The organism is Hydrogenispora ethanolica (assembly GCF_004340685.1).
GTDB lineage: Bacteria > Bacillota > UBA4882 > UBA8346 > UBA8346 > Hydrogenispora > Hydrogenispora ethanolica.
Genome location: NZ_SLUN01000034.1, coordinates 1 through 26,112, shown reverse-complemented (window position 1 = coordinate 26,112; position 26,112 = coordinate 1). Strand labels below are relative to the sequence as shown.

The 26,112-nt window shown below is 53.8% G+C and carries 22 protein-coding genes and 1 tRNA gene; 6 read left to right on the top strand and 17 right to left on the bottom strand.

Features of this window, described 5'->3' with window-relative positions:
• Positions 1–11 precede the first annotated feature (11 nt).
• On the bottom strand, positions 12–1,241 hold the full coding sequence (locus tag EDC14_RS20970; protein WP_132016274.1) for an alpha/beta hydrolase family protein: 1,230 nt from the start codon (positions 1,239–1,241) through the stop codon (positions 12–14).
• A gap of 394 nt (positions 1,242–1,635) precedes the next feature.
• On the opposite strand from EDC14_RS20970, the gene EDC14_RS20965 reads away from it, so the two are divergent.
• Entirely contained in the window at positions 1,636–2,439 is an 804-nt protein-coding gene (locus tag EDC14_RS20965) for an alpha/beta hydrolase (protein ID WP_132016273.1), read from the top strand.
• 30 nt (positions 2,440–2,469) lie between these two features.
• On the opposite strand, the gene EDC14_RS20960 is transcribed toward EDC14_RS20965, so the two are convergent.
• Positions 2,470–3,081 (bottom strand): GNAT family N-acetyltransferase, encoded by a 612-nt coding sequence (locus EDC14_RS20960; protein ID WP_132016272.1) that lies wholly within the window; start codon positions 3,079–3,081, stop codon positions 2,470–2,472.
• 418 nt (positions 3,082–3,499) lie between these two features.
• Here EDC14_RS20960 and EDC14_RS20955 point away from each other — a divergent pair, with 418 nt between their 5' ends.
• The gene (locus tag EDC14_RS20955) at positions 3,500–3,775 is read left to right on the top strand and encodes an HU family DNA-binding protein (RefSeq protein ID WP_132016271.1); all 276 of its coding nucleotides are present in this window, start codon (positions 3,500–3,502) and stop codon (positions 3,773–3,775) included.
• Positions 3,776–4,191: 416 nt separating this feature from the next.
• On the opposite strand, the gene EDC14_RS20950 is transcribed toward EDC14_RS20955, so the two are convergent.
• The 5 genes from EDC14_RS20950 to EDC14_RS20930 all read right to left on the bottom strand — a co-directional run bounded on the left by EDC14_RS20950 (position 4,192) and on the right by EDC14_RS20930 (position 8,932).
• Positions 4,192–4,650 (bottom strand): hypothetical protein, encoded by a 459-nt coding sequence (locus EDC14_RS20950; protein ID WP_132016270.1) that lies wholly within the window; start codon positions 4,648–4,650, stop codon positions 4,192–4,194.
• A 116-nt stretch (positions 4,651–4,766) separates the two neighbouring features.
• Entirely contained in the window at positions 4,767–5,267 is a 501-nt protein-coding gene (locus EDC14_RS20945; RefSeq protein ID WP_132016269.1) for a GNAT family N-acetyltransferase, read from the bottom strand.
• Positions 5,268–5,515: 248 nt separating this feature from the next.
• Positions 5,516–7,336 carry a biotin/lipoyl-containing protein gene (locus tag EDC14_RS20940; protein WP_132016268.1) on the bottom strand — a complete coding sequence of 607 codons (1,821 nt, stop codon included), beginning with the start codon at positions 7,334–7,336 and terminating at the stop codon, positions 5,516–5,518.
• Positions 7,337–7,454: 118 nt separating this feature from the next.
• Complete coding sequence (locus EDC14_RS20935) at positions 7,455–7,679, bottom strand: hypothetical protein (protein ID WP_132016267.1); 225 nt, start codon at positions 7,677–7,679, stop codon at positions 7,455–7,457.
• Positions 7,680–7,693: 14 nt separating this feature from the next.
• Positions 7,694–8,932 (bottom strand): sodium ion-translocating decarboxylase subunit beta, encoded by a 1,239-nt coding sequence (locus EDC14_RS20930; protein ID WP_132016266.1) that lies wholly within the window; start codon positions 8,930–8,932, stop codon positions 7,694–7,696.
• Positions 8,933–10,584: 1,652 nt separating this feature from the next.
• Here EDC14_RS20930 and EDC14_RS20925 point away from each other — a divergent pair.
• Entirely contained in the window at positions 10,585–11,505 is a 921-nt protein-coding gene (locus EDC14_RS20925) for a PadR family transcriptional regulator (RefSeq protein ID WP_132016265.1), read from the top strand.
• Positions 11,506–11,521: 16 nt separating this feature from the next.
• Positions 11,522–12,376, top strand: a complete 855-nt coding sequence (locus EDC14_RS20920; protein ID WP_132016264.1) for an alpha/beta fold hydrolase — start codon at positions 11,522–11,524, stop codon at positions 12,374–12,376.
• A 380-nt stretch (positions 12,377–12,756) separates the two neighbouring features.
• Here the strand turns inward: EDC14_RS20920 and EDC14_RS20915 are convergent.
• The 10 genes from EDC14_RS20915 to EDC14_RS20870 all read right to left on the bottom strand — a co-directional run bounded on the left by EDC14_RS20915 (position 12,757) and on the right by EDC14_RS20870 (position 23,782).
• Positions 12,757–12,832, bottom strand: a tRNA-Ala gene (locus EDC14_RS20915).
• Between the two features lie 109 nt (positions 12,833–12,941).
• Positions 12,942–13,949 (bottom strand): galactose/methyl galactoside ABC transporter permease MglC, encoded by a 1,008-nt coding sequence (mglC, locus tag EDC14_RS20910; RefSeq protein WP_132016263.1) that lies wholly within the window; start codon positions 13,947–13,949, stop codon positions 12,942–12,944.
• 35 nt (positions 13,950–13,984) lie between these two features.
• Positions 13,985–15,496: a sugar ABC transporter ATP-binding protein gene (locus tag EDC14_RS20905; protein WP_132016262.1), complete on the bottom strand. Its 1,512-nt coding sequence runs from the start codon at positions 15,494–15,496 to the stop codon at positions 13,985–13,987.
• Between the two features lie 94 nt (positions 15,497–15,590).
• Positions 15,591–16,562 (bottom strand): galactose ABC transporter substrate-binding protein, encoded by a 972-nt coding sequence (locus EDC14_RS20900; protein WP_132016301.1) that lies wholly within the window; start codon positions 16,560–16,562, stop codon positions 15,591–15,593.
• Between the two features lie 709 nt (positions 16,563–17,271).
• Positions 17,272–18,252, bottom strand: a complete 981-nt coding sequence (pfkA, locus tag EDC14_RS20895) for a 6-phosphofructokinase (protein WP_132016261.1) — start codon at positions 18,250–18,252, stop codon at positions 17,272–17,274.
• 225 nt (positions 18,253–18,477) lie between these two features.
• Positions 18,478–19,650: a galactokinase gene (locus tag EDC14_RS20890; RefSeq protein ID WP_132016260.1), complete on the bottom strand. Its 1,173-nt coding sequence runs from the start codon at positions 19,648–19,650 to the stop codon at positions 18,478–18,480.
• A gap of 111 nt (positions 19,651–19,761) precedes the next feature.
• Entirely contained in the window at positions 19,762–20,763 is a 1,002-nt protein-coding gene (gene galT / locus EDC14_RS20885) for a galactose-1-phosphate uridylyltransferase (protein WP_132016259.1), read from the bottom strand.
• Between the two features lie 186 nt (positions 20,764–20,949).
• The gene (locus tag EDC14_RS20880) at positions 20,950–21,711 is read right to left on the bottom strand and encodes a DeoR/GlpR family DNA-binding transcription regulator (protein ID WP_243663056.1); all 762 of its coding nucleotides are present in this window, start codon (positions 21,709–21,711) and stop codon (positions 20,950–20,952) included.
• 601 nt (positions 21,712–22,312) lie between these two features.
• Positions 22,313–23,398 carry a ParM/StbA family protein gene (locus tag EDC14_RS20875; protein ID WP_132016257.1) on the bottom strand — a complete coding sequence of 362 codons (1,086 nt, stop codon included), beginning with the start codon at positions 23,396–23,398 and terminating at the stop codon, positions 22,313–22,315.
• Between the two features lie 171 nt (positions 23,399–23,569).
• Complete coding sequence (locus EDC14_RS20870) at positions 23,570–23,782, bottom strand: alpha/beta-type small acid-soluble spore protein (RefSeq protein WP_132016256.1); 213 nt, start codon at positions 23,780–23,782, stop codon at positions 23,570–23,572.
• 143 nt (positions 23,783–23,925) lie between these two features.
• Between EDC14_RS20870 and EDC14_RS20865 the strand changes: the two genes are divergently transcribed.
• Entirely contained in the window at positions 23,926–24,657 is a 732-nt protein-coding gene (locus tag EDC14_RS20865) for an LOG family protein (protein WP_132016255.1), read from the top strand.
• 83 nt (positions 24,658–24,740) lie between these two features.
• Positions 24,741–25,952 (top strand): ATP-binding protein, encoded by a 1,212-nt coding sequence (locus EDC14_RS20860; RefSeq protein ID WP_132016254.1) that lies wholly within the window; start codon positions 24,741–24,743, stop codon positions 25,950–25,952.
• The last annotated feature ends 160 nt before the right edge of the window (positions 25,953–26,112 follow it).

The following is a 26,112-nucleotide window of genomic DNA, read 5'->3' as shown; positions in this document are numbered from 1 at the left end:
TGTACAGGCGATTAGTTTTTCGCCGCTTTCCGGAACAGCTTCAGCCATACCGAACTCGTCAGGAAACAGACCGGCGCGGCCTTGCCGTGCTCCGAACCGGGAAGCGGCAGTGAAAAGGTGGGCACCACCGGGATCATCCTTTTTCTCCGCATAAAGCTGGCGCTGGCGATCCGGGAGTTGGCATAGGGCACCCGGTCGTCATCGGGACTGTGATACAGGTACATCGGCATCTCCGGCGTCCAGTGATAGAGGTCGTTCTCCCGCAAGGCCCGGCAGGCTGCACTGCGCTCATTCTCCAGCTGGGCGATGAAGGCCGGCGCGAGAATCTCCCGTGGCACCGGCGGCATATATTTTTGGACTTCGTCCACCGGATGATACCCATCCACCAGGTCAAACAAGAATTGATACTCCGGCTTCAAGGCCCTCGCCCCGGTGAAGATGCCGTCACCGTAGGCATCGCCGTAGCAGGCATGCAGGCCGCGGATGGTCATGGGCAGGTAATAGCCGTCCCCATAGGCTGCCTTTTGCAACATCAGCTCGCGCATGGTTCCGGAAAGATCGTAGGCCCCGGCCAGCGGAGCGGCGGCAAGGACCCGGAGCGGGCCGGCATATTTCCGGTTGGACTGAAGCTCCCGGGCCACCGCCATCGTCGCGTAACCGCCCTCGGAATAGCCGGTCAGAAACAGACGAGGGTTCGGAAAACCGCTCGAGGCGCAGATCTGATTCTTCACCGCGACCAGCAGATCGGCGACCGAGACAGCCAACGGTTTGGCATTCATGTAGGGATGGTCGCCCGGATCCACGCCCAACCCCGGGTAATCGGCGATGACCACCGTATACCCATCCATGGCGTACGCCGCGGCAATCAAAACCTCAAGGTAATCCAAGGGCCGGCTCAGATCGAAGGTCGACGGCGCGAGCCGCTTCTCCAGCACCGTCCCGTGCTGGAATCCCAGCAAGGTGTCGGGAACCGGCCGGTTGAGCCCATCCAGCGGCACAATGACCAGGCCCGAAAGGATCGCCTCCGCCCCCCGGGCATTTTGGGAGGCGTATCGTACCTTCCAAAATGCCACTTTGGGATAGAGAATCGTTTTCAGCGTCTGTCCCAGGAACCATTTTAGGATATCCGTCACAAATAAGCGACTCAAAAAGTTTCCCCATTGCCCGGAAAGCCCGAACTCCAGAAGCTGCTCCCGGTCGATTTGCGCCACAGCTTCCCGATGGAACGTCGGCCCGTTCATGATACCATCCCCTTCTCGCGTCACCGGAACCTCTCAGAAACCATGGAATAAAGTCTTTCGAGCCGGAAATTGTCTTGTAAAACGATTGAAACCGACTTTATCCCTTGCTTCTCCGAGCTTTTGTGTTCACCCTGGCCTTCGGACAGGGTTTATCACAACGCTTTTAGCTCCTCATCCCGGTCAAAACCGGATGCGGCAAATCTTTGGTTCGACATATATATATGAAAAAAGCACCGCTTCGGCTTACTATGGTCCGTTGCCTTTTGGAAACTTCCGCGCAGGGCCGCTGGAACGGGAAACGGCTGAATTGATCCGCCGGGATTTGACAGCGGTTCGCCGCCGAAGTATGATGGAGATATATTGGTGACGCGTGATTCAAGGGGGTTGAAATGACATGGCTTTGATTCATTGTGATTTTTTCTCGGAAGTCCTCGACATTTCCACCGCGATGTACGTGATCCTGCCACAGCCGACGCAAGGCCAGATCGGCCTGAAGGGCCGTTCCTTCGGTACAAAGCATCCCGTACTCTATCTGCTGCACGGCCTCTCCGATGATCACACCATCTGGCTGCGGCGGACCTCCATCGAGCGTTATGTGGCGCCGCTGGGATTGGCGGTCGTAATGCCGGCGGTCAACCGCAGTTTTTACACGGATATGGAGCGGGGTTACCGGTACTGGACTTTTATCAGCCAGGAGCTCCCCGAGATTGCCCGGTCGTTCTTCCCGCTATCCGGCGAGCGGGAGGAGAATTTCGTCGCCGGGCTGTCGATGGGCGGTTACGGCGCGTTCAAACTGGCATTGCGGCATCCGGAAAAGTTCGCCGCCGCAGCCAGTCTCTCAGGCGCGCTGGACATCGTCAGCCGAGTCCGGGACGAAGCCCGCCAACCGGAATTTGAAAACATCTTCGGCGATCCGCAAAAACTGATCGGGAGCGACAACGACCTCTTCCATCTGGCGCAAAAAGTGGCCAAGTCCACGGGTCCGAAACCTTTGCTCTACCAATGCTGCGGCACGGAGGATTTTTTGTATCCGGATAACATCCGCTTCCGCGATTTCTTCCGCCGGCTGCCGTTGGCGCTGACCTATGAAGAGGAGCCCGGCACCCATGAGTGGGGCTATTGGGACCGCAAGATCCAGCGCGTCCTGGAATGGCTGCCGCTCCGGAAAGACTCCCAACCGGTAACAGGGCATCCCTGACGGACGGCCGATCGCAAAGCGGACGGCGGCTCATCCCGGACCGCCTCCGCCCTCCGTAGGACCGCTCGAATGATCGGTTGCCCCGGGAATCGCCCCGCTCGTCCCCGACCACTCTTCCGCCAGAATGGCATAGATGACGTCATCTTCCCAATAATCACCGTTCCAGACGCTTTTCCGAAAATGCCCTTCCCGGCGCAGGCCGAGGCTTTCCGCCAAGGCCAGGGAAGCGGCGTTCTCCGGGTCGACCGAAGCGATGATGCGGTGCTTCCGCATCACCCGGAATAAGTACCCGATCACCTCCCGGACCGCCTCGCCGGCCAATCCTTGCCGCTGGTGCGGCGGGGCGATGGTGTATCCGATCTCCACTTGGAGCCCCTCCGGCTCCAGAAAATGCAAACCCGCATCCCCCACCAGCTCCAGGGAATCCCTGTCATAGATGCCGAGTTGAAACCATGTTCCCGGCCGGTCGAACTCCACGGTATTCCGGCGGATAAAGTCCACGGCTTCCGCCCGCAGCCGCGGCTTCCAGCCTTTATAGCGATAGACTTCGGGATCCGAACGGTAAGCGAATAGCCGATCCGCATCCTTTTCCTCCAGGGCCTTCAGGATAAGGCGCTTTGTCCTTAGAATGGGCGCTGCCATTGAATTCCCCCTTGCTTCAGTTTGATAGGACGATGGAAACGGGACTGGGATTCCCGCATTGGAATGAAATCCGTTCAAGCCTAGGATCTGCCCCGGTCCCTAAATCCACCCCATTACCATCATAACGCCAGCCGTCACTCAAATCTAACATAAGAACCATTTTTCCCTAATTATTAGAGCAACCCTCAAAGCTGCCCCATCTCATTTTTCTTGACCTGATCCGCTCACGGAGCGGGTTTCCAACCATCCGCGGCCTGCGGAATGCCTGGAGCGTCAAGCTTTCTTTAGAAAGCCGGGATGCCTCACATAAAAATTTATCGGCTCCAGGCTAAAAAAAAGGAAATCCAGGGAGGATTTTCAGACATGAATACGGAAATAATTAGGGTTACAAATATTCATATGGAGGAGATCGTAACAGATGACCAAGACCGAACTAATCGACAAAGTGGCTGAAGAAAGCGGCTTAACCAAAAAAGACTCCGGCAAGGTGATCGATGCCGTTTTTGATGCAATGACCCAGGCATTGGCGAGCGGAGAAAAAGTTCAACTGGTCGGCTTCGGCAGTTTTGAAGTCCGCAAACGGGAAGCCCGCAAAGGCCGCAATCCCCAAACCGGCGCCGAGATCGAAATCGCCGCGCAAAACGCTCCGGTGTTCACGGCCGGCAAAGCCTTGAAAGACGCCGTGGACAAATAATCCAAAAACCGCTATCCCAAAGCAGGCTGCCCCATCGGGCAACCTGCTTTATTTATTTCGGCACCGCCAATAATTCTCCGCCATCGACCTTTGGTCCCGGGCCGGCCTCTCCGTCCGCGGGACGTCTCTCGCCTCCCGAACGCCTATCAAAAGCTCCGGCAGATCCGCTTCGGGCTTCGGACGGCCTTCCGAATGTTCCGGCAGGACGGCCATGCCCGCCGGAAGGTCCGCCGGCGTCCGCGGCAAATCATCCGAAGACCTCGGCGGAATTGCCGAAAGCTTTGGACGAATTGCCAGAGGCTCCGGAAGGCAATCCGAGTGGCGGAGACGAAGGATACGAACGTTCTTCCGCTCCCTTTCAGGCCGGATTGACTTGAAAACGCTGCGGGACTGCATCTTCCATCCGCCGCAGCCCTTCAGACCTCCGCCTCGCCCCAGCTCCGATTGAACCATTGATAGCTCCAGCCTAGCATGATGCCATAAACGGAGGAAACTATCCAGTTGACAACCACCGTCTTCAGCGGGATCACCGTTAAGCCGGGAGTTTGGAATAGACTGGTGACAACGTGCGCCGCAAACCAGACTCCGATGCCAAAGAACCAGCTCTTCAAGATAATATTCTTGGCGGAGATCGTTTGGAGCAAATAGGCGAAGACCACCCCTCCGGCAACCCCGAACCCCCACTGGGCAAAAGTTGCAAAGACCGCTTCCATAGGGCCCGTCGGCCGGTGACCGTAAAGTAAAATTGCGGCAAAATCGGCAAAGCGCAGGGTCGTCCATTTCAACCAGTAAAATGGGTATCCCACGACTGTGGTAGTCAAAGCTCCGCTGAGACCCGCGACAAAACCCTGAATAAAACGATCCGTTCGCTCCATGCCACCCGCTCCCTTGACTTTCCAGCGATTATCGCCGGCTATAGTATCTGCGGCGCCGGCCGGTTTATTCCGAACCGGAGCGGGAGGGTCGGCCCACCGTCATCAAAATCGATGCATTACGAAATGATCTTCTGATACGCCACTACATCCAACAATTGCCCGAATTTGCGCCCCACTTCCCGGTAATGAGCGCAGCGGCTGAAACCGTTCCGCTCGAACAGCTGGATGCTCGCTGCGTTCTGGCCGCAGATCGTGGCGACCAGCACGTGAAAGTTCCGCTCCCTGGCGGCTTTCTCGATAAAAGCTATCGCCTGGCCGCCGATTCCCTGGCCGGTGAAGTCCGGATGCAGATAGATCGTCACCTCGGCGGTGCCGTCGTAAGCTTCTCTCTTCTTGTGCTGGGTCAACAACACATAGCCGCAGATCACACCGGAGGCCGCTCTGATCGCATAGGTCTGATACTTGGGGCTGTCAAAAAAGACCACCTCGCGCATTTCCGCCAGAGATAACGCATGGGCGTGAAAGGTCGCGGTGGTGTTTTGGACGTAATGCGTGTAGATGGCCAACACTTCCGGCAATGATTCCTCGCGGAGTTCTTCAAATGTCACGGCTGACATAACCCAAAACCTCCATTCCAAGCTGATTGGCGGCAATCAAGCAACGATCGCCTGATGCTGCATTCGGCATCGCGCTCGAAACCCCTGCCGTTTTTGTAAAAGTTCACCAAAAAGACGCCGTTCCCTGTCGAAGCGCCGGGGGCGCCAATGCAAGCAGACCCGGGCTGACGCTTCATCCCGGGTCTGTGTCAAGGTATACGCGTAAAGAAGATCTCCGGAAGGCATCCCCGCCGCCCGGGTTAAAAACCTCAGCCGCGCTTGGCGACAGTCGCCACGACGGTGCCGGCCGCAATCTGTTGGCCCGGAGATACTTGAATGGAGACAACCTGGCCCGTTACCGGCGAACTCAACGCGTTCTCCATCTTCATGGATTCGATGACCACCACGGTCTCGTTCTCATTAACGGAGTCGCCCGCTTTCTTCTCGACCCGCAAAACCAGTCCGGGAAGGGCGGAAGTGATCGGCTGGGCATCGCCCAAGCTTACTGTGGGCGCCGGAGCGGTCTCTTGGCTTCCGGCGCCGACCTCAAAGTTATAGGTCTTCCCATTCACGATCGCCTTGGAATCTTCCAATTTCACGTTATAGGATTTGCCATCCAGCTTGATGAGATAGGAATTCGGCTTTTGAGCCGCCCCTTCCGCAGTGGCGGCCGCGGCCACTTCCTGCTTGGCCGCCTTCCGCACGCCGATGGTGCCATTGCCCTTTAAGAAGGCAACGCCCTTCTCCGCGCAGCTGGCGATGATGAAGATATTCTCGTCGGTCACCGGCAGCCCTTCATCCTCCAGAACTTTCTTAGAGGCCGCCACGCCCTTCTTGGGATTGCGGTCATTGATCACCAAGGGGCTTTCGGTCGTCGGCTCCAGTTTGAGCTGTTCCTGGGCGATGGCGATAACTTCGGGATCGGGGGCCACCGGGGTCTTGCCGAAATACCCCAAAACCATCTTGCCGTACCCTTGCGCGATCTTTTTCCACGGCCCGAACATCACGTTATTGAAAGCCTGTTGGAAATAGAACTGGGAAACCGGGGTCACCGAGGTGCCAAAACCGCCCTTGGCCACCGCCTCGCCCATGGCGGCGATGACCTCCGGATACTTATCCAGCAATTGATTGTCGCGCAACATCTGCGTGTTGGCGGTCAGCGCGCCGCCGGGCATCGGGAAGAAGGGAATGATCGGCTCCACTTTGGTAGCTTCCGGAGGCAGGAAATAATCCTTCATGGCCGCCTTGAAGCTCTCCTCGAGTTTCATGATCTTAAAGATGTCGATGTCCAGATCGTACTCGGTGCCGCGCAGCACGTGCCACATGGTGATCAGATCCGGCTGACAGGTCCCGCCGGAAACCGGCGCCAACGAAAGATCGAGTTGGTCGACACCGGCATCGATGGCCGCCCGGTAGGCAACCGTACCCGAACCCGCGGTCTCATGGGAATGGAACACCAGTTTCACCTGGTCCCCCAGGAGCTTTTTGGCCTGTTGGATCGTATCGAAGACTTTCTGGGGCCGGCTGGTTCCGGAAGCGTCTTTAAAACACACCGAATCATAGGGAATCCCCGCGTCCAAAATCTTTTTCAGAGTGTTGATGTAGAACTCCGGGGTATGAGCCCCTTCGCAATTGGGAGGCAGCTCCATCATGGTGACCGTGACTTCGTGGTTGAGGCCGGCTTCCTTGATGCATTTTCCCGAGTAAATCAGGTTGTTGACGTCATTCAGGGCATCGAAATTGCGAATCGTGGTCATGCCGTGTTTCTTAAAGAGTTGGGCATGGAGCTTGATAATGTCGCCGGGTTGAGAATCCAGCGCCACCACATTGATGCCGCGCGAAAGGGTCTGCAGGTTGGCTTTGGGCCCCGCCGCCTTCCGGAAAGCGTCCATTACGGCAAAAGCGTCTTCATTGCAATAAAAATAAGGCGATTGGAACATTGCGCCGCCGCCGGCTTCCAAATGCTCGATACCCGCTTGGGCGGCTTCTTCCACCACCGGCAAATAGTCCTTGGAAAATACCCGCGCTCCGTAGACGGATTGAAAACCGTCACGAAACGCCGTTAGCATAAAACTAATCTTCTTTTTCATCTGATTTTCCCTCTCTTGACGAAGATTACGATTTTATTGGCTTTATTGGCCTTGCTATTCTCATCGACAGCCTTTGCCCCGTTCACGGAACGAAGGGAAGAATGCCGTGTCCTTTCCATCAATAGTTCTTCGCGATAGCAATCACGGCAGCGATCGCCGCATCGTCGGAGGATGATGCTTGCGCAACCGGAGCATCGCTTATAGCAACTGAATTCTGGCTCGCTGCGGTTTTTTGGGATAGATGGGAGAGAATCGCCCCCATGACTTGAATAATCCCGGCGACCAGAAACGAGATGAAAATGGCAATGACATAGGTGGTGATAGCAATCGTTGATGCGCTCATGGCTCACACTCTCCTTACTTGATCAATGTGCAAAAGATGCCGGCGATAATGGCCGTCGTGATCACGCCACTGATATTGGCGCCCAAGGCATAGGGCATGACCATCGCCTGCGGATTGTCATGATGGACGATCTTCTGGGCTACCTTGGCGGTCGTCGGAACACAGGAGACGCCGGCGATGCCGATGACCGGGTTCACCTTGCCTTTGGAGAAGAACCAGGCCAAATAACCGCCGATTAAGCCGCCAATTCCCGAAAGCAGCAGCGACAGGATTCCCAGCAATAACAAGGGCAGGACTTTGGGATCCAGGATGGTATTCGCTTCGCAAAGCACGCCCAGCATCAATCCTAAAAACATGGTGGAGATATAGAGAATGGGGCCACTCAAAAGTTCCTGGAAGGGTTTGATACCGGATTCACGAATGACCACGCCAAAAAAGAGCGAGAAGATCAGCGGCGCCGCCACCGGGAAGAGCAGGCACAACACGACGCAGCAAACGGCGGCGAAAGCCATCTTCTGCCCTTCGGTGAAGTTCTTGTTTTTCGGTGGATCCATCGGAATCGCGCGCAGCTTTTTGGGGACCAACGACCTAATGAGATACGGATATCCGCCATAGGTCAGACCCAGATACAAATAGGCCACCACGGCGATGGGAACGAACAGTTCCGGAGCAAGCTTGAGCGAAGTGAAAAGCACCATCGGACCGTCCGCCCCGCCGACCATGGAAATGGCCGCGGACTGCTTCACGCTGTATCCGAAGAATCGGGCAATCGGCAACGTGAAAATGGTTCCAAACTCCGCCCATAAGGCTAAAAACATGGAAAGGAATGGTCGCGCCATCAGGAACCCGACATCCAGGAGCGAGCCGATTCCCATGAACACAAAACAGGCAATCAAGCCATTCGAGAATGTAAATGTATAAATCGGTTGCAGCCAATCGATCCCTAAAATATACATTAAATCACCGGCGCTGGCGACCTTGCTCAAACCGGCTCCAGCTTGGGCTTCCACGAACAAGGTTCCCAACCCGCCATGCAAACCTAACGGATCGAAGAACAAAACGGACGCATTGATGGTAGCCATTCCCAAGCCCATCGGTATCATCAACAACGGTTCCAAAATTCCCTTCCGTCCCAGATACATCAATAAAAGTCCCAGCAAAATGAGTCCGATCCGTGCCAGATTGGCAGACAAAGGCGACGCTGCAAACGTTTGGATCCCCTGAAATACATTGAGGATTGAATCGATATTCATGACCTCTGTTCTCCTAAATTTGAAAATTTGATGTGATACAACCTCTACAATACCTGCTATAAGAAGATGAAGAAAATTTGATTATTTCCCCGCCTCCGCATCAAGCGGAGATGGAAAAACAATCAAATTTTCTCCATCGAAGCCATGAAAAGGTTTTTACTCCGGAGTCACCTATTCAATATATGAGTATCTGAACGTCTTCAAATCAAGCCCGAAAATTTTCTTTGTGAAATAAGATGAAGGAACTGCTATAATGCACTTTGAAAGATATCCTTTGCGAATTTTGGTTCATCTTATTTTCGAAAACGTTCAATATCGAAAAACAGTTTCATTTGTTAACAATATGTAACTATGCGGCATTCTGTTCACTATTTTAAAAAATCAATATATTGTGCAATCCAATCAAAGAAGGCACAATATATAGTGTATGCTGAATTTTTGTTATGTAATAAAACCAAAACGAAAGATTACATTTTTATTAAAATTGATGTTCGGCTGATAATTATCCTTTCTGCCCCAATTTAGTTTACTGCTCAAGGTAAAGTCATGTCAAGTTCAATTTATTACATATAAACAAATGTTAACAATCCGCTACGATTCGTTTTTTAACAGGGGTTTTTCTCCATGTAAGATTTCAAAAAAATTATCATCTCACAATACGGCGCCGCCAATTTTGGGCCCTATTTCTTCATGCCCGCTTCGCCCCCAAGATATCTGTCATTTAGCGACCGGCCGGCTGTGCCGGATATTTTTCTTTGACTGCCCATAATATAAGGGAGTTCAACGGTGAAAAAATTAAAAACGCAGGCCTTGACCTTCGAATGAAGCGGTCAAACCTGCGTATTATAGAATTGAGTTAATTTCAAAACTAGAAAGTCAATAAAATCGAGAATTATCGGGGAGAAAAATAGATTTCACCCCTGAATGTCGAATTAGATGGTATGGAGTCATCAACCCAACAGGAGGAATGAAATCCATCAATTTTCTGCTCGCTCATCCTTCCCCGCCCCTCCGTCCCCCATCCCGGCCCCGCTAATATATCAGTTCATCCTCCCTCATGTCAGGTATGGTCTTTGGTCCAACTAGGATATTCTTCATCCTTGTTAGGATGAAAGCCATCCTTGTAAGGGATGCTTCGATCCTTTTAAAGGATCTTTCGATCCTTGTAAGGGATGCCATGATCCGTGTAAGGGATGGTCTTCATCCTTGTAAGGGATCCCATGATCCTTTCAGAGGATCCTGTGATCCTTTCTTCCCGAAGGTTCATCCTAGCATCCCGGAACCTTCGGGAACCATCCCCAAGGCTTCGGGATAAAGGACCAATCTTTCGGGATGCTTCCCCAAACCTCCGGGAAAGAAGACCAATCCTTGGGGAAGCATCGACGAATCTTCGGGAAGTTTCCCCGAGGTTTCGGGAAGCTTCCATGAATGTCATCCTATTTCGGATCGAGCCGATCCATGAAACTAGCACACCTATCCAGCTGAAGCCGGATGTGCGGAATTGGTACAGGGACGTATCACCCGACGTCGCCGAAGCGGACGCAAATACCCGCTGATGGAACAAAAGTGGTTCAAATAACTTTCATTTTCATTTGACAGACATCTTATCATATGTTACTATTAACATATGATAAAAACAGAAGGAGAAATTCATGTCAATCAACTATGCAATCTTAGGAATTCTAAGCTATAAATCTTTAACCGGATATGATTTAAAAAAAATTATTCAAAATTCGCCTTTCATGTATTGGTCCGGCAATAATAATCAAATCTATAAATCATTGTTGGAACTACTTGACGAAGGATTTGTTACCAGTGAAGTTCATCATCAGGAAAGCTCCCCCTCAAAAAAGATATACACCATTACCAACGAAGGGTTGGCCGAGTTGAAAGAGTGGGTTATTTCCACTCCTGAACCTACGGAATTTAAGAAAACATTTCTGATTCAACTTGCTTGGGCGGACCTTCTAAGTACCGACGAACTTGAAACTATATTATCCGGATATGAAAATCAGGTCAAAATGCAATTATTAATACAAAGGGAAAATATGCGCAGAGGAAAATTCTCACCTAATCGAACTGCGCGGGAAATGAGTTTGTGGAATTTGATTCACGATAATTTAATCTCCTCCTACGAAAATGAATTGAACTGGATTCAAAAAGTTCGCCGGGAACTTTGTAGCCATAATGGAAAGGAGACAGACAAAATGCAATTCAAAGTTATAGAAAAGACTAACGGAAGATATATTGAATATATTTCCGCCGAAACACCGCTTTGCACGGAGCAGGATGCGCTGGATTTGATTGCGATATGCAGTGAAAATGATACCAATCACTTGATAATCCACGCTGAAGCGCTTTCAGACGATTTCTTCAAACTTAAAACAGGGGTAGCGGGACAGATGCTCCAAAAATTCATCAACTTTCAAGTTAAAACTGCAGCTATTATCGCAAATGAACAATTAATCCATGGAAAGTTCAAGGAAATGCTAGCGGAGTCCAACAAAGGAAACAGCTTTAGGGTTTTTAGCAGTATTACCGATGCGGAGAATTGGCTCCTGAACCCAAAATAAGATGGAGGATAGGGCAATGAAAACTAAACTTGCTTTTAAGTCCCAAGAAGGAAAAACTGCTATTTTAAAATCATATGATTCATTACTTGAAAATTGGCCTTTGCCAAATGAAAAATTTTACGTTAAAACACGTTATGGGAGCACTTTTATAATCGCCACAGGTGAAAAAGATGCTCCGCCGCTGATCCTACTTCACGGTAGCGCATTCAACTCCATGATGTGGATAGAAGATTCACGTGAATATTCCCGTAACTATCGGGTATATGCGATAGATATACCCGGGGAACCGGGTAGAAGTGACGAAACTCAACTATCTTTCAGCGGTCCTGCTTTGGTAGAATGGCTTCTAGATGTTTTCAGTGCGTTAAAGTTGGAAAAAGCAAGTCTCCTCGGCATTTCATTGGGTGCGTGGCTGTCAACTAAGTTTTCCGTGTGTTATCCGGAAAAAGTAGATAAACTGGTATTACTATGTCCGGCAGGTATCGGACCGCAAAGAATTTCTTTCCTTTTTAAAGCGCTGTTTTATATGCTCTTCGGCGAAAAGGGAATGGCTGAATTATACAAAAAAATAAACGGAAATCAGCCCCTACCTGAAGTTGTCTTAAAATATCAGAAACTCCTCGGGAAAAACTTTAACTTTCGCCGCGAGGTCATTCCTTTATTTTCCGACCTTGAATTAAAGCAATTATCGATGCCTGTTATCCTGTTTGTGGGCGAAAAAGATATCATGCTTCATTCCGCGGTGACCGCCAAACGTTTGGGGGATTTACTTCCGCATGCTAAAATCAACGTTCTGCCGGGAGCCGGACATACCCTGATTAATCTTACGGATAGGATAAGTGCTTTCTTGGCATCAAACGCCCAAGCCTAAAGCTTGTTAAGGTAAAGGCCAAAAGAAAATAGGCCAAAAAAACCGCGAGAAAATCGCGGTCGACTGCCCTTCTGTATTACCTTATTACCTTTGTAATATGTTTTTTCGTCCCTGTTCTCCTGTGATGGCTGTTTAGATGGTTCCAAAAGCCTCTTGAGCGCCATTTCCGTAAAAAGCCGGTATCTTGTCTTTAACTCGCTATGAATCGAGTCCTTCGGGGATAATTGGTTACAGCCAGACTCATTTCACAATAACCACTATCTGTTTCTGCAAATTCCCACACTTATTATTTTATTACTGCGTCATAGATAATTGTCGTGAAATTGTCGTATCTGGGCAAACAAAAAAGCCCTGCATTTCTGCAGAGCCTTGTTATCATTTGGTGGACCTGAGGGGAATCGAACCCCTGACCTCTTGAATGCCATTCAAGCGCTCTCCCAACTGAGCTACAAGCCCGTGTCCGTCGCAGTAACATATAATAATTTATCACACCGGACGCTGACTGTCAATAGTAAATATATGAAAAAATCCAGCGAAAATTTCTCTGGGCTGCTCGAATCCCTCCTCACTTCTTACTCAAATACTTGCGGATATCGACGGCCACGGCGCTGACAATGATCAGACCCTTGATAATCAGCTGCCAGTAGGGATTGAGCCCGATGAAAGTCAGGCCGTAATTGATGACGCCGAAGATCAGCACGCCGGCCACGATCCCCGGGACCGTGCCGATACCGCCGGTAGTCGAGACCCCGCCCACCACGCAGGCGGCGATGGCGTCCAGCTCGTAGCCGTTGCCGTAGTTGTTGGTGGCGCCGCCGGTGCGGGCCGCCTCTAACACCCCGGCCAGACCGTAGAGGGCGCCGGCGATGGTATACATCCAGACGGTAGTCCGGCCGACATTGATGCCGGAGACCTTGGCGGCGTTGACATTGCCGCCGATGGCGTAGGTGTTCTTGCCGAAGCGGGTCTTATTCAACAGCACCCACATGATCAGGGTCACCACCACCGCGATGATCACGATGTAGGGAATGGAATAGGGTCCGCTGCCGATGGCGCCCGAGCCCAGGTTGGTGAAGTCGGCCCGCAGGCCGCCGATGGGCTGGGACTGGTTGGGCGGCATGTCGAAGTAGATGGAGTTGGCGCCGTAGATGATGACCATCGTGCCCAGGGTGGCGATGAACGGCGCCACGCCGAAACGGGCGATGATGAAGCCGTTGATGAAGCCGAAGATCGTGCAGGCCAGGATCGCGATCAGGATCGGAACCAGCAGCGGCAGCTGCGGCAGTCCCGGAAAGAAGAGCCGCAGGTAGTCCGGGGCTTGCAGCATCGAGGCGGAGATGACCGCCGCCAGGCCCACCATCCGGCCGGCCGAGAGGTCGGCGCCGGCGGTCAGGATGGCGAAGACCGCGCCGAGGGCGATGATCATCCGGGTCGAGGATTGCAACAGGATGTCCCGCAGACAGGTGATGGAGATGAAGCGCGGGTCGATGAAGGCCATGATGATCACCAGGGCCAAGAGTACGAAGTAGATGGCATTTTGATAGATGAAGCCGAAGATCTTTTTGAAATCCATTGCTCTCGAATCCTCCTTCGATTGGTACTGCGGGATTAGGCCATGAACCGGGTGGCCAGCCGCATGATCTCTTCCTGGGTGGCGCTCCGGCCGTCGACGATGCCGGAGAGCCGGCCTTCGCACATGACCATGATCCGGTCGGACATGCCGAGCAGTTCGGGCATTTCGGAGGAGATCATGATGATGCTCTTGCCTTGCTGGGCCAAGTCGGCGATGATGGTGTAGATCTCGTATTTGGCGCCGACGTCGATGCCCCGGGTCGGTTCGTCAAGCAGCAGGATCTCGGGCTCGGTCAGGAGCCACCGGGCGAATAATACTTTTTGCTGATTCCCGCCGGAGAGGTCTTTGATCAGGGTCCTCAGGGACGGGGTTTTGATGCGCAACAGGTTGATACTGTCCGCGGCGTCCTCCCGACGGGTTTTGTCGTCTAACAGCCCGAATTTGATATATTTGCCGAGATTGGCGATGAGGGTGTTCTCCAGCACCGACAGCACCGGGAAAATGCCGGTGACCCGGCGTTCCTCGGTGAGCAAGGCGATCTTGTGTTTGATGGCTTGGACCGGCGATTTGAGCCGCAGGGGCTGGCCGTTCAGGGTGATCTGGCCGGAGACGATGGCTCTCAGGCCGAACAAGGCTTCGATGAGTTCGGTGCGCTGGGCGCCGACCAGTCCGCCGATACCCAGGATCTCGCCTTTGCGGAGTTCGAAGCTAATGTCCCGGAATGATTTGACCTGGGGCGAGCGGAGCTGCCGGACTCCCAGGACGACGTCGCCGGGGACGTTGTGGCGCTCGGGAAAGCGGTGGGTCAGGTCCCGGCCGACCATCCGCGAGATGATGAGATCGGTGGTCAGTTCGGCGGCGACCCAGGTGCCGACGGTTTTGCCGTCGCGCATGATGGTGACTTCGTCGGCGATCCGGAGAATCTCTTCGATCTTATGGGAGATATATATGATCGCAACACCGCGCTGCTTGAGGTCGTGGATGATTCGAAACAGGTGTTCCACTTCGTTTTCGGTTAAGGAGGAGGTGGGTTCGTCCATGATGATCACTTTGGCGTCGTAGGAGACGGCCTTGGCGATCTCGATGGATTGGACTTTGGAGACGGAGAGGTTGCCGACGATGGTGCCGGGGTTGATCTCCATGTCCAGGCTGTGGAGGAGTTCCTGGGTGTCCCGGTACATTTTTTTGTGGTCGACGAGCCGGATGGGGCCGTAGTTTTTCATGGGGAACCGTCCCAGCCACATGTTCTCCATGACGCTGCGGTAGGGCACGGGATGCAGTTCCTGATGGATCATGGAGATGCCGTGGCTCAGGGCGATTTTGGGGTTTTCGATCTCGACCGGCCGGTCGTTTAGGATGATCTGGCCGGCGTCGGGCCGGTAGAGTCCGAATAAGCATTTCATCAGGGTGGATTTGCCGGCGCCGTTCTCGCCCATCAGAGCATGCACGGTGCCGGCCCGCACTTTCAGGCTGACTTCGTCCAGCGCTTTGACGCCGGGGAATTCTTTGGAGATCTGGTTCATTTCGAGGATCGGTTGGTCACTCATTGATTCGCCCCCCTACGGGTCCGGTTGTTGATAGTAGAAAGCAAGGGGGCGAATGCCCCCTCGCGTTGGGATTGAGGTTTCGAACCGGACGTGGTTATTTCGCGTCTTCCATATTTTCTTTGGTGATCTTTTGGTACGGGACCCAGACGTATTTGCCGCCGGTGATGGCGTAGCCGGTGTTGGCTTTGGTCGGCACTTTCTTTTGAGCCAGGACGTAGGCCAGGTTGAAGGTGGCTTTGCCTTGGTTTTTGGCGTCGTTGAGGACGGTGCCGAGCAGGGTCCCTTCTTCCAATGCTTTTAAGGCCGGGGCGGTGGCGTCGACGCCGACGACGGGCATGTATTTGCTGCCTTTGAAGTATCCGGCGGCTTTCAGGGCTTCGATGGCGCCGAGGGCCATGTCGTCGTTGTTGGCCAGCACGGCTTCAATTTTGTCGCCATTGGCCGCTAGGAAGGCGGCCATCTTTTCCTGGCCTTTGACCCGGTCCCACATGGCGGTGTCTTCGGCGACTTTCTGGACTTTAATGCCGGCGTCTTCGATGGCTTTGACGGAGTATTTGGTCCGCAGTTCGGCGTCTTGGTGGCCGGGTTCGCCTTTGAGCATGACGTACTGCATGACGCCGTCTTTATTCCGGTCGGCCTCGGGATGGGCTTTCCAGTAGTCGACCAGGAGTTGTCCGGACATGGTGCCGGATTGTTCGGCTTTGGCGCCGACGTAGTAGACTTTGTTCCATTTTTTCATGTCTTCGGGCAACGGTTCCCGGTTGAAGAAGACGACCGGGGTATTGGCCCGTTTGGCTTTGTCGATGATGACGCCGGCGGCGGTCCGGTCGACCGGGTTGATCGCCAGGGCGTTGACGCGTTTGGTGATGAAGAGGTCGATCTTGTCGTTCTGGGTCGGCTGCGAGTTCTGGCTGTCGACCATGTCGACTTTGGCTTTCTTTTCGGCTGCGCCAAGGATGGCGTTGCGCACTCCGGTCATGAAGGTGTCGTCGAACTTATAGATCGCGCACCCGATCGTGAGGTTGCTCGCCGCGCTGCCGATGGCTCCCGCCACTAACAATACCATGACTGCTACCAGCGTGTAGATGATTGCTCGTTTCAATTTTTTAGCCTCCCTTGTTATTCGATATGAACCCCATACATAACCAACTTCGGTTCGATCGCCCCCCTTCGGTCCTCAAACTCAGAGCTCTCTATTAAACTAATCATGCAGCACTCTATCAATTCGTCTCAATCCAAAAATAAAAAGCTGACATTCATTCCGGCTCAAAAAATTTTCATGGGAACTGGCCACCCATTTGAAAGCCCTGGGCATTTCAAATTTTTGCGATGGACGATATTCCATTCCTCTTCTCAACTCAGCCGCTAGAAAACCAACCGTAACACCCTACTCAGAAAATGCCTAAGAACAACGGAAATCTCCAGTTCCAATCATCGATGAGAAACCAGAACTTTCAGTAATTCGCTATTTCTCAGTTGTGTGGAGTGATTTACTGCGCCGGTCCAACCAGGGACTTGCCTCTGATTCGACAGACGCGGCACCAAGTTGAGATTGAAAATTTTTCTGAACCGCCGCGCCGGACCGTGATTCCTGAATCACGGGTTCGGAAAAACGAGGAACCTTCCTCGCTTTCAAAACTCCGTGAACAGGTTGACGTTCGGAGCAGCCAATGAATATCAGCTTAAAAACTTATGTTGCATCCGAAGACTTTATGCAACATCAGCTGTTAGGTCCTCTAAAAGCCGCATCTCTAAAAAAGCCCGATTTGCTAAGTCTAGGAGAGAATGCGGATCAAATCCAGCCACTGCGGATCGACCTGTTTCCGTTCCCCGATCGCCGCGTCCATATCGAATGCTTCGATCTTATCGTTGACGATTCCAACCATCTTCTCCGTCTCGCCCGCCAGGATCAGTTCGACCGCCTTGGCCCCCATCAGCGTAGCGATCTTACGGTCAAAGAAAGTCGGCGTACCGCCCCGTTGGATATGACCGAGGACGGTAATCCGCGTTTCGCAGCCGGTATGCTGGGCCACAAAACGGCCGACTTTGAAGGCGCTCGATTGATCGGCGTCGACCGGATCGCCGTAAAACCCTTCCGCCACCAGGACGATGCTATGGGTCTTCCCCTCATGTAAGCTTCGGCTGATCTTCGCGCACAATGCATTCAGGTCGGCGGGGATTTCGGGAACCAGCACCGATTCGGCCCCACCGGTCAAACCGGCCGCAGCGGCGATAAAGCCGGAGAGTTTGCCCATCACTTCCACGATATAGACCCGGTTATGGGAGGAGGCGGTGTCCCGGATCTTATTCACCGCGTCCAACACGGTATTCACCGCCGTATCAAAACCAATCGTATAGTCGGTGCAGCCGATGTCATTATCGATGGTTCCCGGGAGTCCGACCGTTTGAAAGCCCATCTTGTTCAGGTCCTGAGCGCCGCGGAACGAACCGTCGCCGCCAATGATCACCAAAGCGTTCAAGCCCATCTTCAGCAATTGTTCCTTCGCCAACGCCTGGCCTTCGGCGGTTTTAAACGCCGGGCAACGGGCCGATTGCAAGATCGTGCCGCCGCGTTGCAAAATATCACCGACCGCCCGCGAATCGAGCGGGATAATCTCGCCCGACAACAGACCACTGTAACCGCGTTTAATACCAAAGACTTCACAACCATGATACAGCGCCGTCCGGACTACCGCCCGGATCGCGGCGTTCATTCCCGGCGAATCGCCGCCGCTCGTTAGAACCCCAATCTTCATCGTTTTTCATCACCTAACCTTCTAAAAGAGCTGTGATAAACCCGGCTAAAAGCCGGAAGAGTCACAGCGATTGCATGAAGCAAATGATAAAGTCTTTTTTAAACCTTTTTGCAAGCTGATTTCCGATTCAAAAGACTTTATCACATGGCTTCTAAGTTGCGCTCAATGTTGCTTACGGATTGGTTCGTTATCGAAAGGGATAACCCCGCGGTCCTATTCAAAAGGCTACTCGATAATCTGAGCGCCGTCCGCCGCCTTGCTGATAAAGATCCGAGCATCGATCCCGGTCTTTTCACGGTATAATCGGCAAATCCGTTCCGTAAAACGGTCCACCGCTTCCTCGGCCACCAAATTCACGGTGCAGCCGCCAAAGCCGCCGCCGGTGATTCGCGCTCCCAGGACTCCCGGAACCTGGCGGGCCAGCTCCACCAGCAGATCGATCTCCGAGCAGCTGACTTCGTACAAGTCCCGCAATGAATCGTGGGATTCATTCATCATCTGGCCGAAGCGGACCAAATCTCCATGATTCAACGCCTGAATGCTCTCCAGCACCCTGGCGTCCTCGGAGATCACGTGGCGACAACGGCGGTAAACCACCGGATCCAGTTCGTTTTGGCAAGCGACAAGCTGTTCGGGGCGGGCGTCGCGCAAGGCTTTAATTTCCGGAAAATGAGCGGCCAGAACCCGCACCCCCGCCTCGCACTCCTGGCGGCGGCGGTTGTATTCGGATTCGACCAAGGAATGCTTGACGCCGCTGTGGCAGACCACGATGCGGTACGCTCCCAATTCCAGCGGAATCTGCCGGTATTCCAACGACCGGCAATCCAGGAAAAGCGCGTGATCCTGCTCCCCCATCATCGAAATGAATTGATCCATAATGCCGCAGTTCATTCCCACAAACTCATTCTCGGCCCGCTGACAGAGTTTGGCCAGGGCGGGACGCTCGATCCCAAAGCCGGTCATCCGCTGCACGACGATGGCCGTCGCCACCTCCAAGGCAGCCGACGAGCTTAAGCCCGACCCCAAGGGAACGTCTCCGGCAAAGGCCAGTTCCATTCCTGGCAATTCCGCTCCGCTCTGCTGCAACAGCTTCAGAACGCCGCGCAGATAATTGCTCCAGCCGAAATGCTCATCGAAAACGATCGGCTCGGCCAGCGAAAACTCCACTTTCTCCCGGAGATCGACCGCCAAAAGCCGGACGGTCCGGTCGGCGCGCCGCCGCCCCGCGACCACGATCTCAAAATCGAGGGCCATCGGGAAGACGAAACCATCATTATAATCGGTGTGCTCTCCGATGAGATTCACCCGCCCCGGCGCCCGGCCCAGAATCAGCGGCTCCCCCGGCCCGAAGGTTCGTACCAATTGTTCGGCTACTGTCTTGCGCAGCTTTTGATTCATCTCTGACACCCTTTATCTCAGATATACTCGGAATCCTGTCGGACCGACATGCCCAGCCGGTTCCGGGCCATCCTGCGGGCCGCCGAGGCAGGCGATCCGCTACGGCCACGTTCACTTCAGATCCAAAATCTCCGCCACGCTTTGCGGCCCGATAGCCCGGAGTTCGGCTGCTTTCTCCTCGGCCAGCGTATCATTGATGTAGCTGCCGGCGCCGGACTCCACTCCCGCCAAATACTTCAGCTTGGTGGCGGTCCGATGGGGCGGATAAAACTCAAAATGCAGGTGATAATCGGGATAGCTCCCGCCATCGGTGGGGGCCTGGTGAATCACCATGATATACGGGAACGAAAAGTCGAAGAGCTTATCGTACTTCAGCAACAACGCTTTCAGGATCAAGGCCAGATCGCGGCGGTCGTCCGCCTGCAATTCGGCGAACGAAGCCAGGTGCCGTTTCGGAGCCAGGTACACCTCATAGGGGTACCGCGCGAAGAACGGGATGAAAGCCACAAACTTCTCGCTCTCCAGGACAATCCGCCGGCCGTCGGAGAGTTCGTCCGCGACGGTGTCGCAGAAAAGGCATTTCCCGGTCTTTTGATAATATTTCCCGGAGGCGGCCAGTTCTTTTTCGATCTTCGGCGGGATATACGGAAAAGCATAAATCTGGCCATGGGGATGGTGCAGGGTTACGCCCACCGGTTCGCCTTTATTCTCAAAGATCAAGACATATTGGACATAATCCTTGGCCCCCAGGTCGGTATAGCGATCCTGCCAAACCCGGATCAGATTCTCAATTTTGGGCCAAGGCATCGTCGCCAAAGAACTCCGGTGCTCCTGAGAGTAGACAACCACTTCACAGATGCCCCGGGCCGGCGCGACCGGAGAAAACGGCGTCGGAGCCACGCTGGGTTCCGGGGGGTTCTGCTGCAGGGACGGGAATTTATTTTCAAAGACCACGATATCGAATTCGGACTGGGGAATCTCGGTTGGAAATCCACCCGGCTGGGTGGGACAAAGCGGACAATAATCGGCCGGCGGCATGAAAGTACGTTCCTGACGGTGGGTCGCCGTAATGACCCATTCCTCCAGAAAGGGGTGCCAACGTAGTTCGGACATTCAGTCATTGCTCCTTTGCTGCGGGTGCCGCGTTGGGTCCCGGTTTTGCTTCGCCTCCGCCGCCCGGAATGGGGGCGAAATCATAAAGCACCATATACCGCCCATCCGGCAGAGTAATGGTTTTTTTGACGAAATCGGCTTGCGCTTGCTCCAATCTATTCACCTCATTATTTATGGAACGCCGGCTTACACCAGCTGAACCTCCAGACCGCGTTCGCGAAGGCGGGCTACCTCCTCGGCATTGGCGGAGCGATCGGTGATCAGCCGGTCCGCCTCCAGCAGGTCGGCCACCTTGGCCCGGGCCACATTCCCGATCTTGCTGGAGTCCGCCAAGACGATCCGGCGGCGGGCTTTGCGAAAAAATAGCGACTTCAGTTCGGCTTCGGCCAGATTGACATTGGTATATCCATAATCGGCCGCCACGCCGCTCACTCCGATAAAGGCCAGATCGGCGTTGATCTTCTCCAGAATCAACTCCGCGTAAGGGTTGACCAGCGAATGCTGTTTGGCGCGGAGCGTTCCGCCCGTGACCACTGTAGTGATGTCGGGGTTATCCTCCAGGATGAGAGCGATATTCACCGCGTTGGTGACCACGGTCAAATCACGGTGCTTCTTGAGCAACCGCGCCACCTCGGTGGTGGTGGTTCCCACATCGAGGATGACGGTGTCGCCGGAGCTTACTTCCTTCACAGCGGCGGCCGCAATCCGTTCCTTTTCGGTCTTGAAAGAGGTCTCCTCGATCTGAAAAGGCCGCTCGAATCCGGTCTTGGCATTTAAAATGGCCCCGCCGTGCGTCCGCCGGAGTAAACCGCGGCGTTCCAAAAGGTCCAGATCCTGGCGGACCGTGACCATCGAAACACCGAGTTCTTGTGCCAGAGCTCCGACCAGGCAGCGGCCCTGCTTACTTAGGATATCCAAAATCTTGGACTGGCGTTCTTCCGGAAACATCATTGTTCCTCCAATTCCATTTTACGTTTGCTTTCGTTTGTTGTCAATTGATTTCATTTGCCGATGTTTAATTTTTTTTGAAGGCGATTTGCAGGGATTTTGTACGCCGGCAAATTTGAACCGCGCTATCGCCCGCTCGCCTCTGAAATTGTTCCGGTGAATCGAGCCCCCCGGAGGTTGCGTCCCCGCCTGTTATCCCGGAACCCGGGCTATTCCCCCGGTGGGCCCGGTGATCGTCCCTTCCCTGTTTTCCGGAGACTTCGAAGGGTTTGCCGGACTCTCCGGAAAACCGTCGGAAAACCTCGGAAGGATTGCCGGAAGCTTCGGAGCACCGTCCGGAGGATTTGGCCGGCCGTCTGAAAGCTTAGGAAGGACTGCCCGAACCTTCGGACGGATCGCCGAAGCCTTCAGACGGCGGTCCCAAGTCCCCGGACGGTTGGATGGAGCCACGGGAGGCTTTCCAGGTCTCTGGGATAGGCTTCCGGTCGTTACCGGACCCCGGCGGGCCAGAAAAAATGCCTTTCCGTTTCCGAAAAGGCACAGTGAATCCTATTGAATCTGATCCGATCAACTCTCCCCGGCTGAATGCCGGGGTAAGAACCTATCCTTCGTCAAAAGCCGTCTTCAGAGCCGCCGCCGAAAAACGCGAGGCATTCTCACTGCCGCCGTGGGACGGATTCTCGGTATAGCCGAACAGTTTATGGCCCAGTTTCAAGTAACCGTGGACATTGGCGGTCTGGGAATTCTCCACCAGAGTGGCGATCTTCAATTCCGGGAGCAGATATTCGGCCAGTGCGCTTCCGCCGCCGCCGGAGATGAGGATGCCATCCAGCATCCGTTTGTCCCAAATGGAGTTCATCTCGGTGAGGATCTTGGCGGTCAGTTGCTCGTAGGCTTCTTGCTTCACCTGCTCCAGCGAGTAAAACTCGCCGTCCACCTTGATCCGGGCTTTTTGAACGACTTCCTCAAGGTCGTAGTCTTCCTTGTAGATCCGAAATTTATTATGCAGTGACTCGGAGATGATGGCGTAGACTTTGGACATGGCCGTCGTATTGGTGTGGCCGAGCTTATCGATATACTCCAGCTTATCCACCCAGGCAAAATCGGTCGTCCGGAAGCCGATATCGATAATGCCCACTTTCGAACGGGCCAGATCCTTATCGCGAATAACCCCGCGTTCGTCGAAGATCTTGTCAAAGAGCGTACCCAAAGGCTGCGGTATGATCTTCACATTATTGACGACGATCACCTTTTCCTGAGCGACCCCGTCAATATTCAGATGGACGGTATGTCTCCCCTTGATCAGGTCGGCCAGGATCTCTTTGTTGGCGAGATAATACCCCGGGGGCAAGCCGGTCACTACGTTGAACTCTTCGCTTTTGCCCTGAACGTAGAGGGCCAAAGCGGTTAAGAGCAGAATCTTGGTGTTTTTCTCCTGCGCATGATTGTCACTCATGGAACGGCTGCGAATCTCACTCTGCCGAATCGCCAGCTCACCGACGAAGTATCGCTTTCCGTCAATCACTACCGCCAGATTCACAATGGGATCGACATAGGTAGTCAATTCCGACCGGTAGGTCAACTCCTGGCCGGCCCCGACTACGCTCGGAAATATGAAGTCTCTCTCGCCGTCAGTGGCTTTGACAAACCCGAACCCCAGATCAATGCCGATGTTTCTCACGAGCATATTCAGCCTCCTTGTCCACGCTTTACCTTATCTACATTTTCGGGATCTTTTTTCCAATCCTTTAGCGTTATTTCGAAACTGAAAAGCATTTTAGCTCGAATTCAATAAAAATACAAAAAAAATGCAATCGCCCTCGCGATTGCCGATTCAAACGATCGATTTATTTCCTTTTTATTCGCTTCCCGATTCTTTGGCGATCTCCTGTTCCCCCTTTTCCACTAGCTTTTTGACCATATTGCCCCCGATCTTGCCGGCTTCCCGGACGGTCAGCTCATCGCCTCCCGTGGCCAGATCGTCATCCAGGCCCAACTCTTTGGCGGTCTCCCACTTCAATTTCTCTTTGCCGCCCGTTGCGGGTGCAGTTGGTTTTTGGTTTTTCGGCACTCGATCTCCTCCTTTCTCGGCAGCTTCGACGGCGGCTTGCGCGTCTCTGCCACTCCCCCATCAATCTGCGCAATTGCTTTCTGATTTATACCGGGTTTAACTCTAGTTCCGGCCGGTTACAATAACCAACGGGGTGATTTTTCATGATTCAACTTCAGCAACCGAAAGGCTGGCTCGACAACGAGGACAAAGAACTGCTCCAATCTCCCTGTCCGCCCAAAGCCGATTTTACCCAGGAAGATCCCTGGCGGATCTTGCGGATCCAGGGCGAGATGGTAGAGGGCTTCGATGCCCTTTCCAAGATCGGACCGGCCACCGCCATCTTCGGGTCGGCCCGCTTCGCTGAGTCCCACCGGTATTACCAGGCGACCGTTACCATCGCTGAAAAACTGGCGACCGCCGGCATTGCGGTCATCTCCGGCGGCGGCCCCGGGATCATGGAAGCCGCCAATTGGGGTGCTTACCGAGCGCAGGGTACTTCGGTGGGGTGCGGCATTCAACTGCCCCGGGAACCCATCCCCAATCCCTACCAGACCATCGCCTTGAAGTTCCGCTATTTCTTCGTGCGCAAGCTGATGTTCATCAAATACGCGGTCGCCTTTGTGATCATCCCCGGCGGCTTTGGGACTATGGATGAACTCTTCGAAGCGTTGACTCTGGTTCAAACCGACAAGATCGATCATTTCCCGATTATCCTGTACAGCTCGGAGTATTGGAACGGCCTCATCGCTTGGATCCGGGACCGGATGCTCAGCGAGGGCTGCATTGACCGGGCCGATCTCGCTCTGCTGCGAGTCGTCGACGATCCGCTTCAAGCAGCACAAATCATCATCGACAACAGCCGCGAGCACGGCTTCCTGAAAGCGCCCTGCTGACGCCGGGCCATTGCCATAAAAAATGCTGTTGGGAGGCAGGTTTTTGATCCGGGACCGCGAATTTAAACCCCGGGTGATGAAAATTGCTAACCGATGTCGAACCGATTCAAGAGTCCCTCCAAAAGCTGATCCTACTCCGAAGCCTTAATGCCGATCCTTTACTGAAAGAGCTCACTCAATCCGCCGCCGGCACCTTCCTGAACGGCTGGTACGGCACGCTGCTTGAGCAATATCCGGACTCCCCTAACCCATGGGCTGAGTACCTGTGGACCGCGGTTAAGAAGAATGAGAACTTTTTTTCGCTGGCGGCTGAAAGACAGCAGGCCGTTTCCCTGCCAGCTGCCATTCAAAGCGCGTTCCTGTCCGACTTACAGATCCTGGCCGGACTGCTGCGCTGGCAACCGGGAAAGCTGGTTGGCCTGCCGGCCGGCGAAACCTTGCCTCCGGATCCGGGATTCCAAGCATTGATGGACGGCGATTGTTCCGCTTGCCTCCATTGGCTTGGCGCGTGGTATGCCCGGAACGGCGCCGGCATATTCAGCAGCTACGCTTCATTCGCCTGGAACTCGAAAACGAAAAAGCTGCGGCCGGTCAGCCACCCGGATCCGATCACTTTGGACGGGTTGATCGGATATCAAAGCCACAAACAGGCGCTACTGCAGAACACTAAGCAATTCTTGAAAGGTCTTCCTGCCAATAATGTGCTGCTCTATGGCGACCGGGGAACCGGCAAATCCTCGCTGGTGAAGGCCCTGGGGAATCATCTGGCCGGCGAAGGCCTGCGGATGGTCGAAGTCAACAAGGACGATCTGGGAGACTTCCCGGAGTTGGTGCAACCGCTGAGCAAACGGGGATTGAAGTTTATCATTTTCGTCGACGATCTTTCCTTTGAATCTTCAGAGTCCCAGTATAAGCATTTGAAGGCCGTTCTCGAGGGCGGACTGGCCAGCCGGCCCCAGAATCTTTTGATCTACGCCACCTCTAACCGGCGGCACCTGATCCGGGAAACCCTGGCCGAACGGGACGAGGATCTCCATTTCAACGATGCGGTTCAGGAAAAGCTATCCCTGGCCGATCGCTTCGGGCTGACCATTACTTTCTCCAGCCCCGACCAAGCCGAGTATCTGGCGATCGTCCAAGGCCTTGCCGCCCAGCGCGGGATCCGGTTGGAGGCCGCCGAACTGAATCAGCGGGCTATTCAATGGGAGCGTTTTCAGAACGGCCGCTCCGGCCGGACCGCCAAACAATTCATCGACCACCTCCAAGGAGAGCTGGAGCTATATAAGTTGAATTAAATTCCGATTTCATTTCATTTGCATTCGGCTTTAGGAATGCAACTTTGTTAAGAAATTTATTTCATCCTATCCCGGCGAAGCCGGAACCAAAAAGGTTTTGGGAGATCAATAGAGAGATAAAGCAAGCCCAAAAGCGACCTCTCCCCGGTCCCCTCCCCGG

Coding starts and splice junctions, on each gene's coding strand:
- EDC14_RS20970 (WP_132016274.1), bottom strand. CDS start 1,241: ATGAACGGGCCGACGTTCCATCGGGAAGCTGTGGCGCAAATCGACCGG.
- EDC14_RS20965 (WP_132016273.1), top strand. CDS start 1,636: ATGGCTTTGATTCATTGTGATTTTTTCTCGGAAGTCCTCGACATTTCC.
- EDC14_RS20960 (WP_132016272.1), bottom strand. CDS start 3,081: ATGGCAGCGCCCATTCTAAGGACAAAGCGCCTTATCCTGAAGGCCCTG.
- EDC14_RS20955 (WP_132016271.1), top strand. CDS start 3,500: ATGACCAAGACCGAACTAATCGACAAAGTGGCTGAAGAAAGCGGCTTA.
- EDC14_RS20950 (WP_132016270.1), bottom strand. CDS start 4,650: ATGGAGCGAACGGATCGTTTTATTCAGGGTTTTGTCGCGGGTCTCAGC.
- EDC14_RS20945 (WP_132016269.1), bottom strand. CDS start 5,267: ATGTCAGCCGTGACATTTGAAGAACTCCGCGAGGAATCATTGCCGGAA.
- EDC14_RS20940 (WP_132016268.1), bottom strand. CDS start 7,336: ATGAAAAAGAAGATTAGTTTTATGCTAACGGCGTTTCGTGACGGTTTT.
- EDC14_RS20935 (WP_132016267.1), bottom strand. CDS start 7,679: ATGAGCGCATCAACGATTGCTATCACCACCTATGTCATTGCCATTTTC.
- EDC14_RS20930 (WP_132016266.1), bottom strand. CDS start 8,932: ATGAATATCGATTCAATCCTCAATGTATTTCAGGGGATCCAAACGTTT.
- EDC14_RS20925 (WP_132016265.1), top strand. CDS start 10,585: ATGTCAATCAACTATGCAATCTTAGGAATTCTAAGCTATAAATCTTTA.
- EDC14_RS20920 (WP_132016264.1), top strand. CDS start 11,522: ATGAAAACTAAACTTGCTTTTAAGTCCCAAGAAGGAAAAACTGCTATT.
- mglC (WP_132016263.1), bottom strand. CDS start 13,949: ATGGATTTCAAAAAGATCTTCGGCTTCATCTATCAAAATGCCATCTAC.
- EDC14_RS20905 (WP_132016262.1), bottom strand. CDS start 15,496: ATGAGTGACCAACCGATCCTCGAAATGAACCAGATCTCCAAAGAATTC.
- EDC14_RS20900 (WP_132016301.1), bottom strand. CDS start 16,562: ATGGTATTGTTAGTGGCGGGAGCCATCGGCAGCGCGGCGAGCAACCTC.
- pfkA (WP_132016261.1), bottom strand. CDS start 18,252: ATGAAGATTGGGGTTCTAACGAGCGGCGGCGATTCGCCGGGAATGAAC.
- EDC14_RS20890 (WP_132016260.1), bottom strand. CDS start 19,650: ATGAATCAAAAGCTGCGCAAGACAGTAGCCGAACAATTGGTACGAACC.
- galT (WP_132016259.1), bottom strand. CDS start 20,763: ATGTCCGAACTACGTTGGCACCCCTTTCTGGAGGAATGGGTCATTACG.
- EDC14_RS20880 (WP_243663056.1), bottom strand. CDS start 21,711: ATGTTTCCGGAAGAACGCCAGTCCAAGATTTTGGATATCCTAAGTAAG.
- EDC14_RS20875 (WP_132016257.1), bottom strand. CDS start 23,398: ATGCTCGTGAGAAACATCGGCATTGATCTGGGGTTCGGGTTTGTCAAA.
- EDC14_RS20865 (WP_132016255.1), top strand. CDS start 23,926: ATGATTCAACTTCAGCAACCGAAAGGCTGGCTCGACAACGAGGACAAA.